Origin of the sequence: Gordonia sp. ALPHA1B1 (assembly GCF_005502615.1) — a bacterium.
Lineage (GTDB): Bacteria > Actinomycetota > Actinomycetes > Mycobacteriales > Mycobacteriaceae > Gordonia > Gordonia hongkongensis.
In genome coordinates this window covers 17,306-31,846 of sequence record NZ_SCOC01000016.1, presented here as the reverse complement: position 1 = coordinate 31,846, position 14,541 = coordinate 17,306, and the positions used below count along the sequence as shown (strand labels likewise).

12 protein-coding genes and 1 riboswitch are annotated in these 14,541 nt (G+C 68.1%); of the genes, 6 read left to right on the top strand and 6 right to left on the bottom strand.

Annotated elements, in window-relative coordinates:
* Window positions 1-85 precede the first annotated feature (85 nt).
* From FFS52_RS12700 to FFS52_RS12680, 5 genes are all read left to right on the top strand, one after another.
* Entirely contained in the window at window positions 86-934 is an 849-nt protein-coding gene (locus FFS52_RS12700) for an FAD binding domain-containing protein (RefSeq protein WP_137809926.1), read from the top strand.
* Window positions 931-3,696 carry a molybdopterin cofactor-binding domain-containing protein gene (locus tag FFS52_RS12695; protein ID WP_137809908.1) on the top strand — a complete coding sequence of 922 codons (2,766 nt, stop codon included), beginning with the start codon at window positions 931-933 and terminating at the stop codon, window positions 3,694-3,696. Before FFS52_RS12700 ends, FFS52_RS12695 begins: the two co-directional genes overlap by 4 nt.
* A 173-nt stretch (window positions 3,697-3,869) precedes the next feature.
* Entirely contained in the window at window positions 3,870-4,298 is a 429-nt protein-coding gene (locus FFS52_RS12690; RefSeq protein WP_055475098.1) for a hypothetical protein, read from the top strand.
* Window positions 4,299-4,400: 102 nt separating this feature from the next.
* Window positions 4,401-5,852: a hypothetical protein gene (locus tag FFS52_RS12685; protein WP_068970326.1), complete on the top strand. Its 1,452-nt coding sequence runs from the start codon at window positions 4,401-4,403 to the stop codon at window positions 5,850-5,852.
* Window positions 5,849-7,186 carry a diacylglycerol kinase family protein gene (locus FFS52_RS12680; protein ID WP_137809907.1) on the top strand — a complete coding sequence of 446 codons (1,338 nt, stop codon included), beginning with the start codon at window positions 5,849-5,851 and terminating at the stop codon, window positions 7,184-7,186. Before FFS52_RS12685 ends, FFS52_RS12680 begins: the two co-directional genes overlap by 4 nt.
* A 12-nt stretch (window positions 7,187-7,198) precedes the next feature.
* Here the strand turns inward: FFS52_RS12680 and FFS52_RS12675 are convergent, their stop codons facing one another.
* Both FFS52_RS12675 and ppk2 read right to left on the bottom strand, forming a co-directional pair.
* Complete coding sequence (locus tag FFS52_RS12675) at window positions 7,199-9,979, bottom strand: cation-transporting P-type ATPase (protein WP_137809906.1); 2,781 nt, start codon at window positions 9,977-9,979, stop codon at window positions 7,199-7,201.
* 65 nt (window positions 9,980-10,044) lie between these two features.
* Complete coding sequence (ppk2, locus tag FFS52_RS12670) at window positions 10,045-10,878, bottom strand: polyphosphate kinase 2 (protein WP_058250637.1); 834 nt, start codon at window positions 10,876-10,878, stop codon at window positions 10,045-10,047.
* Between the two features lie 100 nt (window positions 10,879-10,978).
* Here ppk2 and FFS52_RS23760 point away from each other — a divergent pair, with 100 nt between their 5' ends.
* Window positions 10,979-11,356: a hypothetical protein gene (locus FFS52_RS23760; RefSeq protein ID WP_189340040.1), complete on the top strand. Its 378-nt coding sequence runs from the start codon at window positions 10,979-10,981 to the stop codon at window positions 11,354-11,356.
* A gap of 48 nt (window positions 11,357-11,404) precedes the next feature.
* Here the strand turns inward: FFS52_RS23760 and FFS52_RS12660 are convergent, their stop codons facing one another.
* From FFS52_RS12660 to FFS52_RS12645, 4 genes are all read right to left on the bottom strand, one after another.
* Window positions 11,405-12,631 (bottom strand): acyl-CoA dehydrogenase family protein, encoded by a 1,227-nt coding sequence (locus tag FFS52_RS12660; RefSeq protein WP_058250638.1) that lies wholly within the window; start codon window positions 12,629-12,631, stop codon window positions 11,405-11,407.
* Window positions 12,632-12,744: 113 nt separating this feature from the next.
* Complete coding sequence (locus FFS52_RS12655; protein WP_068970322.1) at window positions 12,745-13,242, bottom strand: histidine phosphatase family protein; 498 nt, start codon at window positions 13,240-13,242, stop codon at window positions 12,745-12,747.
* A gap of 17 nt (window positions 13,243-13,259) precedes the next feature.
* Window positions 13,260-14,090 (bottom strand): CbtA family protein, encoded by an 831-nt coding sequence (locus tag FFS52_RS12650; RefSeq protein WP_137809905.1) that lies wholly within the window; start codon window positions 14,088-14,090, stop codon window positions 13,260-13,262.
* Window positions 14,091-14,096: 6 nt separating this feature from the next.
* Entirely contained in the window at window positions 14,097-14,333 is a 237-nt protein-coding gene (locus FFS52_RS12645; RefSeq protein WP_137809904.1) for a CbtB-domain containing protein, read from the bottom strand.
* Between the two features lie 35 nt (window positions 14,334-14,368).
* Window positions 14,369-14,529, bottom strand: a riboswitch (cobalamin riboswitch).
* Window positions 14,530-14,541: the final 12 nt, after the last annotated feature.

Below are 14,541 nucleotides of genomic sequence, written 5' to 3'. Positions count from 1 at the left end.
CCGCGATCCGCTCCGACGGGGGCATCGGCCTCGTACGGTGGGAGCCACCCACCGCCGCATCCCGCCTCCTCGACAGGGCACGCTGATGGACCTCACCGCCGTCTCCCACTACCGGTTCGCCCGCACGCGGGATGAGGCGTTCCCTGCCCCCGGCGAACAGATCGTCGCCGGTGGCACCTGGGTGTTCTCCGAGCCGCAGCCGGCGACCACGGGACTCGTCGACCTCAGTGAGATGGGTTGGGCACCTGTCGAAGACCTGCCGGGAGGTGGTCTCCGGATCGCGGCCACCTGCACTATCGCCGAACTCGTCGCACTCCCCCCACGCCCCGGCTTCGTGGCCCACCCGATGTTCGCCCAGTGCGCGAACGCACTGCTGGCGTCGTTCAAGATCTGGCACATGGCGACCGTCGGCGGCAACATCTGCCGGTCGTACGCCGCGGCGTCGATGGTCTCGCTGGCGGTCGGGCTCGACGCGACCGCCCACGTGTGGAGTCCCGACGGCACCGACCGCGATCTACCCGTCGCCGAGCTGGTCATCGGCAACGGCATCAACCTCCTCGCACCGGGAGAAGTCCTGCGCGCCATCGACTTCCCCGCCCACGCGTTACGCGCCCGCACCTCCGTGCGCAAGATCGCCCTCGCCGAGCTCGGTCGCTCGGGGGCCGTGGTGACCGGCCGGGTCGACGACGACGGCGCCGCCACCTTCGGGATCACCGCGGCCACCGAATGGCCGACCGTGCTGCGCTACAACGGGTTACCGACCCGCGACGCGCTGCACGACGACATCGTCGCGGCAAGTGGCTATTACACCGACGCGCTGGGCTCGGCCGACTGGCGCCGCGGCGTCTCGGCGGTGCTGGGCGAGGAGATCCGCACGGAGTTGTCGTCGGCGACGAACGGGACCAACGACATGGGATTCGGAGCCGGCGCATGAGATTCGAGGTCAACGGAGAGTCGCTCGACGCCGAACCCGCTGCGGGACAGTGCCTTCGGATGCTTCTTCGCGAACACGCGCACTACGAGGTCAAGAAGGGCTGCGACGCCGGCGACTGCGGGGCGTGCTCGGTGCTCGTCGACGGACAACCCGTGCACTCCTGCATCTATCCCGCTCACCGCGCCGCCGGGAAGTCGGTGACGACGGTGGCCGGGCTCGGTACCCCCGACGACCTGCACCCCGTCCAGCAGTCATTCGTCGACAACTTCGGATTCCAGTGCGGTTTCTGCACCGCCGGAATGATCGTGACCGCCTCCACCGTCACCGCCGAGCATCTCCCCGACCTGCCGCGGCGGATGAAGGGAAACCTGTGCCGCTGCACCGGTTACCGCTCCATCCGGGACGCGATCACCGCAGCCGCCACCGGCACCGCGTCCCCCGTTGCGCCCGCGGAGCCCGCGCAACGGCCACTCGTGGGCGAATCGGTCGCTCCGCTCGCCGCCCGGCGCGTGGTGACCGGAACCGAGCCGTACACCTTCGACGTCCCCACGCCCGGGACGTTGCACATCCGCGTACTCGGTTCGCCGCACGCGCACGCACGGATCACCGCCATCGACACCACCGACGCCGCCGCGCTACCCGGCGTCGAGCTGATCCTCACCCACGAAAACGTCTCCACTCCGCAGTTTTCCACGGGACGCCACGAGAGCCGCCTCGAGGATCCCGACGACACACTCGTCTTCGACCCGGTGGTGCGATTCGTCGGTCAGCGGGTCGCCGCGGTGGTCGCGTCGTCCCCAGCGGTCGCCGACCAGGCCCTGGCGCTCATCGACGTCACCTACGAAGTGCTCCCCGCGGTCTTCGACCCGGAAGAGGCCAGAAGCCCCGGAGCCCCACTGCTGCATCCCGATCGCACTCCCGCCGACCGGGTCGCCGAGGCCCATCGGAACGTCATCGCCACCTTTCACGAGGGGTTCGGCGGTGACGTCGACGCCGCACTCGCCGCATCGTCGGCGACGGTGCACGGCACCTGGTCCAGTGGGCGGGTCTCGCACGCCCAGTTGGAGACCCACGGGTCGATCGGGTGGTTCGACGAACACGGGCGCCTCGTCATCCGGACCAGCACCCAGGTCCCGTTCCTGGTCCGCAACGAGCTCGCGCTCCTCTTCGATCTGCCGCCGGAGCGTATCCGGGTCTTCAGTGCCCGGGTGGGCGGTGGATTCGGCGGCAAGCAGGAGATGCTGACCGAGGACCTCGTCGCCCTGGCCGTGCTCCGCACCGGCAAACCCTGCGCCTACGAGATGACCCGCACCGACGAACTGACCCGGACCACATACCGGCACCCGATGCGGGTCACCGTCGACGTCGGAGCCGATGCGGACGGCAAGCTCACCGGCCTGCGCGTGAGTTTGTTGTCGGACACCGGCGCCTACGGCAACCACGCGATCGGCGTGATGTTCCACGCGTGCGCGGAATCGGTGTCGGTGTACAACTGCCCGGTGAAGCGCCTCGACGCGGAGGTCGTCTACACCAACAACCCGCCGTCCGGCGCGTTCCGGGGTTACGGCCTCGGCCAGGTGGTCTTCGCCGTGGAGAGCGCCATGGACGAACTCGCGATCGAACTCGGCATCGACCCGTTCGAGTTCCGACGCCGCAACGCCGTCGCCGACGGCGATCCCCTCCTCATCGCACGCGCCGAACCCGAGGTCGACCTGGTCTACGGCAGCTACGGACTCGACCAGTGTCTCGATCTGGCCGAGCATGCATTGCACGCCGGCAACGGGGTCGAAGCACCGTCGGGAGACCGCTGGCGCGTCGGCGAGGGCATGGCCATCGCCGCGATCGCCACCATGGCCCCGCGCGGGCACTTCGCCGACGTCACCGTTGCGGTCGACGCCGCCGGCACCTACCACGTGGGCGTGGGCACCGCCGAGTTCGGCAACGGCACGACCACGGTCCACGCCCAGATCGTCGCCACCGCGCTGTCGACCGGACTGGACCGGGTCTCGCTGTGGCACGGCGACACCGATGCCGTCGTGCACGACACCGGGGCGTTCGCCTCGGCGGGCACGACCGTGGCCGGGAAAGCGCTGCACTCAGCATGTCTCGCGTTGCGTGACGCCCTGGTCGACGCCGCGGCGCGGCTCACCGGAACGGACCCGGTACAGGTCGGCCTCGGGGCGGAGGGCGCGCTGGTCGACGGCCGGATCGTCGGGTTCGTCGATCTCATCGGCGCGGTCGACCCGTCGAACCGGGTCGACCACCCGGCCGGACCGCGCGCCGTCGCCGCGGGCGCCGAACGCGGGGAGATGCGCTCCATCGCGTTCAACGTGCAGGCCTTCCGCGTCGCGGTCGACACCTTGACCGGGACCGTCCGCATCCTGCAATCGGTGCACGCGGCCGACGCGGGCACCGTGATGAACCCCGAGCAATGTCGCGGCCAGGTGGAAGGCGGTGTCGCGCAAGGCATCGGCACCGCGCTCTACGAGGAGATCATGATCGACGAGGCCGGACGGCCGATCACGAACGTCTTCCGGGTGTACCGCGTCCCGCAGATGGCCGACATCCCCGTCACGGAGGTCTACTTCGCCGAGACCAGCGACGAACTCGGCCCGTTCGGCGCCAAATCGATGAGCGAGTCACCGTACAACCCGGTCGCGCCGGCGCTCGCGAACGCCATCCGTCGCGCACTCGGGAGCCGGCCCGTTGAGACGCCGATGTCACGCGACCGCATCTGGCGACTCGCTCGGCAAGAGACCTGACCCTTTTTCGTTAGCAATGCGCATCGGTTGCGCGGCAACGGCATCGAGTTCCGGCCCATGGTCACAATTCTGGGCCCGCTCTCGCCGAAACGGTTGCGGGGCGGCATGACTCGGAGGACACTCCCCCTGTACGTGTAGTCCACAGTCAAGGTTGTCCAGAGAAGGGCGTCGTCATGACTCACACCGCACCCACCCACGAGAACAACCGTCCGTCCACCTCACAGAACATCGCCGCGGGGACCTCCATCGGCGCCGCGATCATCCTCATCGTCCTCGGTGTCATCCAACTCTTCCAGGGCATCGCCGCGGTCGCCGAGGACGAGGTCTTCGTCCGCGGCGTCGAGTATGTCTACAAGCTCGACTTCACCACATGGGGCTGGATTCACATCGCCCTCGGGGTCGTGATGGCCGGCGTCGGCATCGCACTCGTCACCGGCGCGACCTGGGCACGGTTCACCGCGATCGTGATCGCCGGTCTGTCGATCATCGCCAACTTCCTGTGGTTGCCCTACTACCCCTGGTGGTCGATCCTCATCATCGCTCTCGACATCGTGGTCATCTGGGCCGTCTCGACCTGGCAGCCGAAGGCCGAATACCGCTAGATCCCGACCCACGCTCCACCGTCGAGGCACCCCTCGGCGGTGGAGCGCGTTCTGTCAGCACCGGAACCCCAGACGATCAGCGGCCGGAAGGGCGGCGTCGAGATGACCACGGACACCAACGGACAGAGCGCGGAGCCGAGCGTCGGCATCACCGACTCCGAGCGCGCCGAACTCGAACGACTACGAGCCGAGGTCGCGCGCCTGCGCGACGCGGCCGGCACCGGGCCGGCCACCAAGACCCCCGACCCGACCCGGCGGAACCGGTGGCGCTGGTTCGCCGTCGCGGTCCTGTGCATCCTCGTCGCCGTACTCGCCATCACCTCGGTGACATCGCGGTTCGTCCGCGGCGAGATCCTCGACACCGACCGCTACGTCAGCACCGTCGCTCCGCTCGCCTCGGATCCCGCAGTGCAAGCCGAGATCTCGAACACGATCACCGATGAGATCTTCAGTCGCATCGACGTCGAGGGACTCACCGCGGCGGCGCTGACGACCCTGACCGACGCGGTTCCGGCCACCGAGAACGCACCACGCGTCGACCGGGCGGTCGAGGGCCTCGCTCCCGTCCTGGCCGGCCAGGCCCGCGGCTTCGTGCAACAGACCGTGTCGTCGTTCGTCGCCAGCGATCAGTTCGAATCCCTGTGGCTGCAGGCGAATCGGGCCGCACACACCGCCCTTGTCGCGGTCGTGACCGGTGACGTCGGACCGTCGTCGGTGACCGTGGACGACTCCGGCACCGTCAGCATCTCGCTCGGTACCGTGATCGACAACGTCAAGGCACGCCTCCTCGACCGCGGCTTCACCTTCGCCGAGAAGATCCCCGCCGTCGACAAGCAGTTCGTCCTGTTCCGCTCACCCGAACTGGTCCGCGCCCAGCGTGCCGTCTCGGCACTCGACACCGCCGCCGACGTCCTGCCCTGGCTGACGATCGCGCTCGCCTTCGCCGCCGTGGCCGTTGCACCCCGCGGTCGGCGTCTGCGGGCCCTCTCGCTCGCCGGACTGTCACTCGTCCTCGCCATGCTCGTCCTCGCCATCGCGTTGCTGATCGGCCGAGCGCTCTATCTCGACGCGATGCCGCCCGACATCCTCGCCCCGGATGCCGCGGCCGCCACCATCGACACGGTGCTCGATCCGCTGCGGTTGGCGCTGCGTGCCGTGGCGGTCCTCGGGCTCGTGGTCGCCGTCGGGGCCTACCTGCTGGGCGGGTCCGCCTCGGCCACGGCCGTCCGGCGCGGATTCGGCCACGGACTCGACTCGGTGCAGCGGATACGACGCTCGCGGCCGCCGAATGCCTTCGAGGAGAGCCTGTTCCGCGCGCGAATCGCGTTGCGCAGCGCGATCATCGGCATCGCGGCGCTGCTGCTCGTCTTCTGGAGCTATCCGACCGGTCTGGTGGTCCTCCTCATCGCCGTCTTCGGACTCCTCGCACTCCTGATCCTCGAACTCGTGATCAGGCCGGCGAAGGACTGGGCCGCCAAGGATCGGAACGAGGAGTCCGATCCACCGGATCAGGAGACGCCCGGCGCGGCGACGCCGGCCGTCGAGACGGTATGAGTCAGGCGTCGGTCGCCGCCGAGGTCGCGCCGCCCACGACACGCAGATGGTGGGCGCGCGCGGCCATGGCGCTGGCCGTCGCCGCGATCCTGCTGCCGGTGGCCGCCGCCGGCCTCCTCCGCCTGCTGGGCCTCCTGGCGATCTGTGGTGTCTGTGCCGTCGTCATCGTCGCCGCGGTGTACTGGTTCCTCATCAGCCGTGGTGTCCTCCGCATCGTCTCGGCCGCTCTCGCGGTCCTGCCGGTGGCGGTTCTCGTGGTGTTCCTCCTTCGCGAGCGACAGCTCTGGGTCGTGATCGCCGCCGCGCTGCTGGCGGCCGCCGCGGTCGGATGCGGTCGGCGCGCGCTGCGGCCGTCGCGCATCGACTCCCTGATGCCCGAACACCCGGCGCCGGACGTCCACCGCCCGTTCATCATCATGAACCCGCGTTCGGGTGGCGGGAAGGTCGTCCGATTCGATCTGCAGCGCAAGGCCGAATCCCTCGGCGCCGAAGTCGTATTGCTGGACGGGCCGGTGGAGATCGACGTGGAGCAATTGGCACGGGACGCGGTGGCGCGCGGGGCCGACCTGCTCGGTGTCGCGGGAGGTGACGGCACCCAGGCCCTCGTCGCCGGAGTCGCGGCCGAGGCGGGCGTACCCTTCCTGGTCATCAGTGCCGGCACCCGAAACCATTTCGCTCTCGATCTCGGGCTCGACCGTCAGGACCCCGCCCGGTGTCTCGACGCGCTGCGCGACGGCGTCGAGTTCCATGTCGACCTCTGTCACATCAACGGTCGGCCGTTCGTCAACAACGCGTCGTTCGGCATCTACGCCGAGGTGGTCCAGAGTTCGCAGTATCGAGATGACAAGACACGCACGGTGTTACGCATGCTTCCCGACCTCCTGGGCAGAGGGACGAGGTCGGGTCTGCGGGCCGTCGTCGGCAGCGAGACCATCGCCGATCCCCAGGCCGTCCTCGTCAGCAACGGCCCCTATGCCACCAACGACGTGGCCGGGCTCGGTCGCCGCACCCGCATCGACGAGGGACGGCTCGGGGTCGTCACCGTCTCGGTGTCCGACACCCGGCAGGCCGTCGGCCTCCTGCGGCGCACCCACGACCGCGGACTCGTCCAGCGCATCGCCACCGAGGTGACCGTCGACGCCGACGCCGAGGTCATCCCGGTCGGGGTCGACGGTGAATCGTTGCAGCTCACGACGCCGGTGCGGTGCACCATCACGCCCGGGGCGCTCCGCGTACGGGTCCCCCGGCACCGGCCCGAGACCCGGGTCGCGCCACCACAACTGGACTGGCTGCAGTTGTGGTACCTGGCGTGGAACCCACACCGGGCCTCGTAGCCGCCCGTTCGGTCAGCGAAGAGCTCGCCGGGGTGCCACCGCTTCCACGGCCGAGATCGCGGACACCGCCGGACTCCGGCGACGTCGCACCCACTTCTCCGCCTCCACCACGACGGGGATGATCAGCGACCATCCGATGCAGGCGAGCCACTGGCCGCCGGTCAGCGAGGTCGTCTGCAGCAGGTCTTGCAGAAATCCGAGCTCCACCGCGAGCACGGTGACGATGATCGGGATCGACAGGATCTTCACGGCGTTGACGATCGGCGGTGTGAGGCCCGACTCCGGATCGCGCCGCATCACCAACCCGGCGAACACCGAACCCAGGGACAGCACCACGAAGCCCATGGTCATCGGGACGTTCGGTTCGGTCGGGCTCATCGGACCGGGCGCCACCATCATCGCGACGAAGGTCACCGCGAACTGCAGGACCCCGTAGGCGAACCACTGCACGAACGACGCGCGATTCGTGATCGGCTGTTTCGGGTCCCGTGGTGGTTTGGCCATCAGATCCGGTGCCGGCGGGTCCTGCATGATCACGATCACCGGGAACAGGGTGATGAAAAAGTGCTGGAAGACCACCATCAGCGGCGCCAGCGCGACGCCCTCGTTGATGTCGAAGATGCTCGCGACCAGGAACAGGAGCACCAGTGAGAACAGCTTGGACATCTGGTAGCGGATGTAGGCGACGATCTTGTCGTAGACGCTGCGCCCCAACCGGATCGCGGTGATCAACGTCCCGAAGTTGTCGTCGGTGAGGATCAGCTTGCCGGCCTGCTTGGTGACCTCGCTGCCCGAGCCCATCGCCACCCCGATGTCGGCCTTCTTCAGCGCGGCCGCGTCGTTGACCGCGTCGCCGGTCATCGCGACGACCGCGCCCTGGCGCTGCATCACGTCGGCGAGCCGGAGTTTGTCCGACGGCGTGACACGCCCGAACACATGCAACCGCGGAAGCGCCTCGGCGAGTTCCTCGTCGGACATCGCGGCGAGTTCGGTACCGCTGATGGCCCCGGGACCGAGTCCCAGCTGCGCACCGATCGCCGACGCGGTTCCCGTGTGGTCCCCCGTGATCATCCGCACATCGATCCCCGCGGCGTGCGCCGTGCGGACGGCGTCGACGGCCTCGGCACGCAACGGGTCGATGATCCCGACCATCCCGACGAAGACGAGATCGTCCACGAACGCCATCGGGTCGGCGGTCACCTCGTCCTCCCGGCCGTCGAGCACGCGCGCGGCGAAGGCCAGCACACGTAGGCCCTCGGCCGACATCTGCTCGTTGGCCGCCTCGATCTCGGCCCGGACCTCCGCCAGCTCCACCCTCTCCCGTCCGGGGCGGAACGCCCAGCGGCAGCGGTTCAGCACGACATCCGGACCGCCCTTGACCATCTCGACGAGACGGACGGTGCCGTCCACCGGCAGCCGGTGGAACGTCGCCATGAACTTGTAGGCCGAGTCGAATGGAACCTCGGCGAGACGGGGATAGGTCTGGCGGGTGAGCGGCGCGTCGACCCCCATCTTGGCTGCCAGCACGATCAGCGCCGCCTCGGTCGGATCGCCGATGACGGCGCCGGCGTCCGACACGGTGGCGTCGCTGTCGAGGCACAGTCCGTACGCGAGCATGGTGAAATCGGGAACCGGCTCGCCCGCCGCCTGGGTGATGCTCCCGGTCTTGCCGTAGCCCTCACCGTCGACGGCGAACCACTGACCGTGGAAGTACAACGAGCGCACCATCATCTGGTTCATGGTGAGTGTCCCGGTCTTGTCCGAGTTGATCAGACTCGTCGCGCCGAGCGTCTCCACGTCGGTGAGGTTCTTGACGACCGCCTTGGCATCCGCGAGCTGCCGGGCCCCGAAGGCGAGCATCGCCTGGACGAAAGTGGGCAGACCGGAGGGTATCGCCGAGATGCCCATCGAGATACCGAGCAGCATCACCGTCGCCAGGTCTTGTCCGCGCACCAGCCCGATCACCACGATGATCGCCACGGCGGTCCAGGCGATCACGCCCAGGATCTTGGTGAGTGAATCCAGCTCGCGCTGCAGGGGTGACCGCTGTGGAGCGATCGCCGACAGCATCGACGCGATCTGTCCCATCTGCGTCCGCATCCCGGTCTCGGTGACGACCATCGTCGCCGTGCCGCGGGTGACCGAGGTGTTCTGGAAGAGCATGTTGCTGCGGTCACCCAGGGCCAGCTCGACATCGGTGAGCGCGGCGGGGTCCTTCGGGATCGGCGCGCTCTCGCCGGTCAGCGCGGCCTCCTGCGTCTCCAGCGTGGCGGCCCGCACCAGACGTCCGTCGGCCGGCACCAAGTCGCCGGCTTCGAGCTGCACGATGTCCCCGGGAACGAGTTGCGCCGCGGGAACTTCCACCAGGACTCCACCCCGGACCACGCGGGCCTGCGGAACCTGAATCCGCGCCAGGGCGTCCACGCTGGCCCGGGCCTTCAGCTCCTGCCGAGTGCCCAGCACCAGGTTGAGCACCACCAGGGCGGCGACCACCAGCGCGGTCGAGACCTCCGCGATCACCAGGCTGACGATCACCACGGCGATCAGCATCAGGTTCATCGGATCCTTGAGCTGCAGCAGCACCAGTGCAGCCACCGACGGGGCCGGTTCCGCGGCGATCACGTTGTCGCCGAACCGCGTCCGTCGGTCGTCGATCTCGGCCGACGACAGTCCACCGGTGCTGTCGGACTCGAGCGCCGACACGACGGATTCGACGTCCTGGACGTGCCAGGCCGGTGCGGGGGCGTCGTCCTCCCGACGTTCCGGTGACGACGGCGGGCGTGCGATGGCCATACAACTCTCCTGCCTCGGGCTCGGGCGGTGTCGTGACTACTCGACTGCGGTTCGGTTTCGGGTCGTCAATACGGGGTCGGGATCCAGTGCAGGGCCTGCTCGGGTGGCCGATAGTCCTTGGCCTTCTGCCGCTTCGGCAGTTCGATCCGGGGACGTTCGAGCGGCGTGTAGGGAACCTGACCGAGAAGGTGCTCGATCACATTCAACCGACCCCGTTTCTTGTCGTCGGTGGAGACGACATACCAGGGCGCCCAGCCCGTGTCGGTGAACCGGAACATCTCGTCGCGGGCCCGCGAATAGTCGTACCAGCGGCTGTAGGACGCGAGGTCCATGTCGGAGAGCTTCCAGATCTTCCGCGGATCGTCGATCCGGCTCTGCAGGCGAAGGGTCTGCTGTTCCTCGCTGATCTCGAGCCAGTACTTGAGCAGGATGATCCCCGACTCGACCATCGACCGTTCCACCGTGGGCACCTGTTCCAGGAACTGGTGTGCCTGCTTCTCCGTGCAGAATCCGAGCACTCGTTCGATGCCGGCCCGGTTGTACCAACTGCGGTCGAAGATGACGACCTCGCCGGCCGCGGGCAGATGCGGAATGTACCGCTGGAGGTACATCTGCGACTTCTCCCGTTCGGTGGGAGCGGGCAGCGCGACCACGCGGAAGACCCGCGGGCTCACCCTGGCCGTGATCGCCTTGATGACTCCGCCTTTGCCCGCCGTGTCCCGGCCCTCGAAGACGATGCAGACCTTCGCCCCGGTCGCACGGACCCATTCCTGCATGGCGACCAACTCGGCGTGCAGCGGTTCGAGATGCTTGCGGTACTTCTTGCCCGACATCGGGCCCGCCGGGCCGCCGTGATCCGGGCCTCGGAGTTCACCCGAGGACGATGAGTAATCTGGCATGGCCGTACGCTCCCGTGGCTGGACCGAATGACTAACTGGTCATTCTGTGCCACGTCCGAGGCATCCGCGCGGTAACCGACGAAGAGGACGCGCAATTGTCGTGGCAGGTACGGAGCACACCGTCGCATGCTCGATCGTGACCAGTCGTTTCCCCGATGAGCCTGCAGCCGCAAAGGTTTTCCCGCAGAATGTCCCAATGGCTCGGGTTGAGGAGATGCTCGAAGTCGAACAGGTGATTCGTCGCCTGATCGCACGGTTTCCGGTTATGGCTGTCGACGACATCGACGCACGTGTGCACGCCGTCTACGGACGATTCGCCGACTGCAAGGTCAGGATCTTCGTGCCGTTGCTGATCGAGAAGGCGGCTCGACGCGACATCGAGGACTTCCTGGCACAGCCGGACCACCTGACGCTCGTGTCGCCGACGCCCGGCACCACGCCGCAGACGGTCGAGGTCCGGGCCGGCGAGGTCGCCTGAACCCGGCCCGATCGTGTCGGCGTTCTCCCACACGACCGGGCCTGTTCGTCAGCCCCGCAGCAGCCCCTTGGCGACGTGGGTCACCTGGATCTCGTTGCTGCCGGCGTAGATCATCAGCGACTTGGCGTCGCGCGCAAGCTGCTCCACGCGATACTCGGCCATGTAACCGTTGCCGCCGAACAACTGCACCGCCTCCATCGCGACGTCGGTGGCCGCCTTCGACGAGTAGAGCTTCATCGCCGACGCCTCGGACAAGCTCAGCGGCTTGCCCGCCTTGCCCCGCTCGAGGGCACTGAAGAGCATGTTCTGGACGTTGATGCGCGCGACCTCCATCTCGGCCAGCTTGAGCTGGATGAGCTGGAACTGTGCGATCTCCTGGCCCCACAGCTTGCGGTTCTTCGCGTAGTCGATCGAAAGCCGTTGCGCCTCGTTGATGATGCCCAGCGACAGGGCCGCGATCCCGACCCGCTCCGCGGTGAAACCGGCCTTGGCGCCTTCGGATCCGCGCGCGTCCGAACCGGTGTCCTCGGTCTCGCCGAGCAGGCGGTCCTTGCCGACGCGCACGTTGTCGAAGAACAGCTCGCCCGTCGGCGAACTCATCATGCCCATCTTCTTGAACGGCTTGCCCTGGGTCAGTCCCGGCATCCCCTTGTCGAGGACGAACGACAGGACCTTACGGTCCCGCATCGGGGTGCCGCTGCCGTCGTCGAGCTTGGCGAACACGACGATGGTGTCGGCGTAGGGGCCATTGGTGATGAAGGTCTTCTGCCCGTTGAGGATGTAGTCGTCACCATCGCGACGGACCGTTGTCTTCATACCGCCCAGCGCGTCCGATCCGGAGTCGGGTTCGGTGATCGCCCAGGCGCCGACCTTCTCCATCGTGACCAGTTCGGGCAGCCACCGCTTCTTCTGGGCGAGCGTGCCCTTGCCGCGGATGGTCGAGGCGGTCAGGCCCATGCTCACGCCCAGGGATGCGACGAGACCGAGACAGACCCCCGCCAGTTCGATGTTGACCATCATGAACATCGAGCCGCCCATACCGCCGCCGTCGCCCGAGGGCTTCTTCTTCTCCCCGTTGGCCTCGGCCTCGAGTTCCTTCTCGAGAGCGTCCTTGGCCATCGCGTCGACACCGAAGCTCGACAGCAGTTTGCGAGTGATGTCGTAGGGCGGCAGCGTGCCGGATTCGAGTTCGTCGAGATGTGGCCGGATCTCCTTGTCGATGAACGCCCGCAGGGCGTCCCGAACCATCAGATCTTCTTCGGACCACTCGAACATCGTCACACTCCCAGACCGGTGTCCGCGCAGGGGCGAACACGTTTCAGTTTTGTCGTCCCCAACTGTGTCAGGAGTCACTGCCGATGTCTAGGTACGTCGTCGCAGATCTGTTCCTACCGAGCATCGGTGCAGGTGTAGAGGGTGGCCGGACGCACCTCCCGCGCGAAGAACCCGTCCGCATCGACGCACAGCAGGGCCTGCGCCACCGGCATCGCGACCACCACGTAGCCATCGCCGTGCTCGGCCTGCCCGGCACGCCAGGCATGGACTCGGTCGACGAACTGCGCGACACTCTCACCCCCGTGCGGGCGGGCCTCCGGGTCGGTGAACCACCCGCCGAGGTCGACGGGGTCGATCTCCTCCGGGGACAGGCCCGACCACGCACCGACATCGAGCGTCCGCAGCGCGTCGTCGACGATGAGGCCGCCTGTCGCGCCGAGTATCTCGGCGGTGGCGCGGGTCGCCGCCTCCGGGCCGCAGATGTCGATCGGGCGGGTGAGCGACGCGCTCAGAGCGAGCACGTCGCGTCGACCACGCTGATCGAGAACCGGGTCACCGCCGAACCGCACCGACCGGTTGGGGCCGGTGCGACCGGCGGTGATGATCTGCATGCCGGGCAGTGATCGCCTCAGTTCGGCACGGAGACCGCGCGAGCGCGGTCAGTCGCCTGCGACCGGGCCATCGCCCCCACGATCAGAGCGAACGAGACGGTGAGAACCGTCCACAGAATGACCTGGTTGGCGATCGCATACACCCGGAAATCCCCGATCACGTCACCGGGGAAGCCCGGGAACACGACCTGTCCGGCGCCGTCGCGGACCGGGCCGGGGACCTCGCTGAACGACGGCAGGAAGGCGAGCACGAGAGCGATGCCGGCCAGATAGGCGACCGTGGCGGCGACCGCCGAGACCAACCCACCGATGCGCGGGCGCAACCACGACGCCAGGACCACCGCCGCGATGGCGAGGATCACCGACGACACGGTGATGGCGAGGAAGGCACCGGTTCGTTCGCCGATGGTGTCGTCGTCGCCGACGGCAGGTGGATTCGCCGGGTAGGCGAAGAACGGGACGGCGAAGACGGCGACGAAACCGATGCCGCCGAGCACGCCCGCGACCGCACGGGGATCCGTGGCCGGGTGACGGCTGCCGACGTGGCTCCACAAGACCGTGAACGCCACCGCGAAGAACGCACCCATGCAGACCGCGAACACGACGTTGCCGATCCCCGCGCCGAGGTTCTCCTGCATCGCGCGGGTGAACAACTCTCCGCCCTCACCATGGGTGTGACCACCCGGTTCGGCGGCATGGGCCAGGGCCTCCTCGGCCGCCGAGCGGGCGCTCTCGTAGTCGATGGCCTTGCCCACGACGGGTTCGAGGTAGAACCGCGCGAACACGAACGAGACGATGCCGGCGATCAGACCTGCTAGCAGGCCGGCGCCGATGAACTTCTTCTCCATGTCGACTCAGTGGCAGGGGAAGCCGAGGAAATGGCGGGCGTCGTGCACGAACTCGTGCACGTGGGTGTCGGAACCGAAGACCGACACGACTCCCTGGTCGTAACCGAGGAAGTAGTACGCCAGCCCGGCGAGCAGCACGGTCAGGCTGAGCCAGAGCGCCGCGCTCGCGACGGAGATGTTCGAAACGGGCAGGGCACGGGCCGGGGCGACCGGTGATGCCGCCTGGGTACGGGGAGCTGTCATGGTGGGTCCTTTCGCCGATCTCGCGTCGGAGAGTTCACGGGTGGTGCACGCCGGCACGGCATCCTGACTCACGCATGCCCCGTCACGTCGACCGTGTCGATCTGGGCTGCGTTCACAGTGGCGCGACCGTTCCGGACTCTCACCGGATTCCCCGTACAGGCGTGAGGAGACTGTATACCGCGTTCTGTCGTACGCGTGCGACATAGTG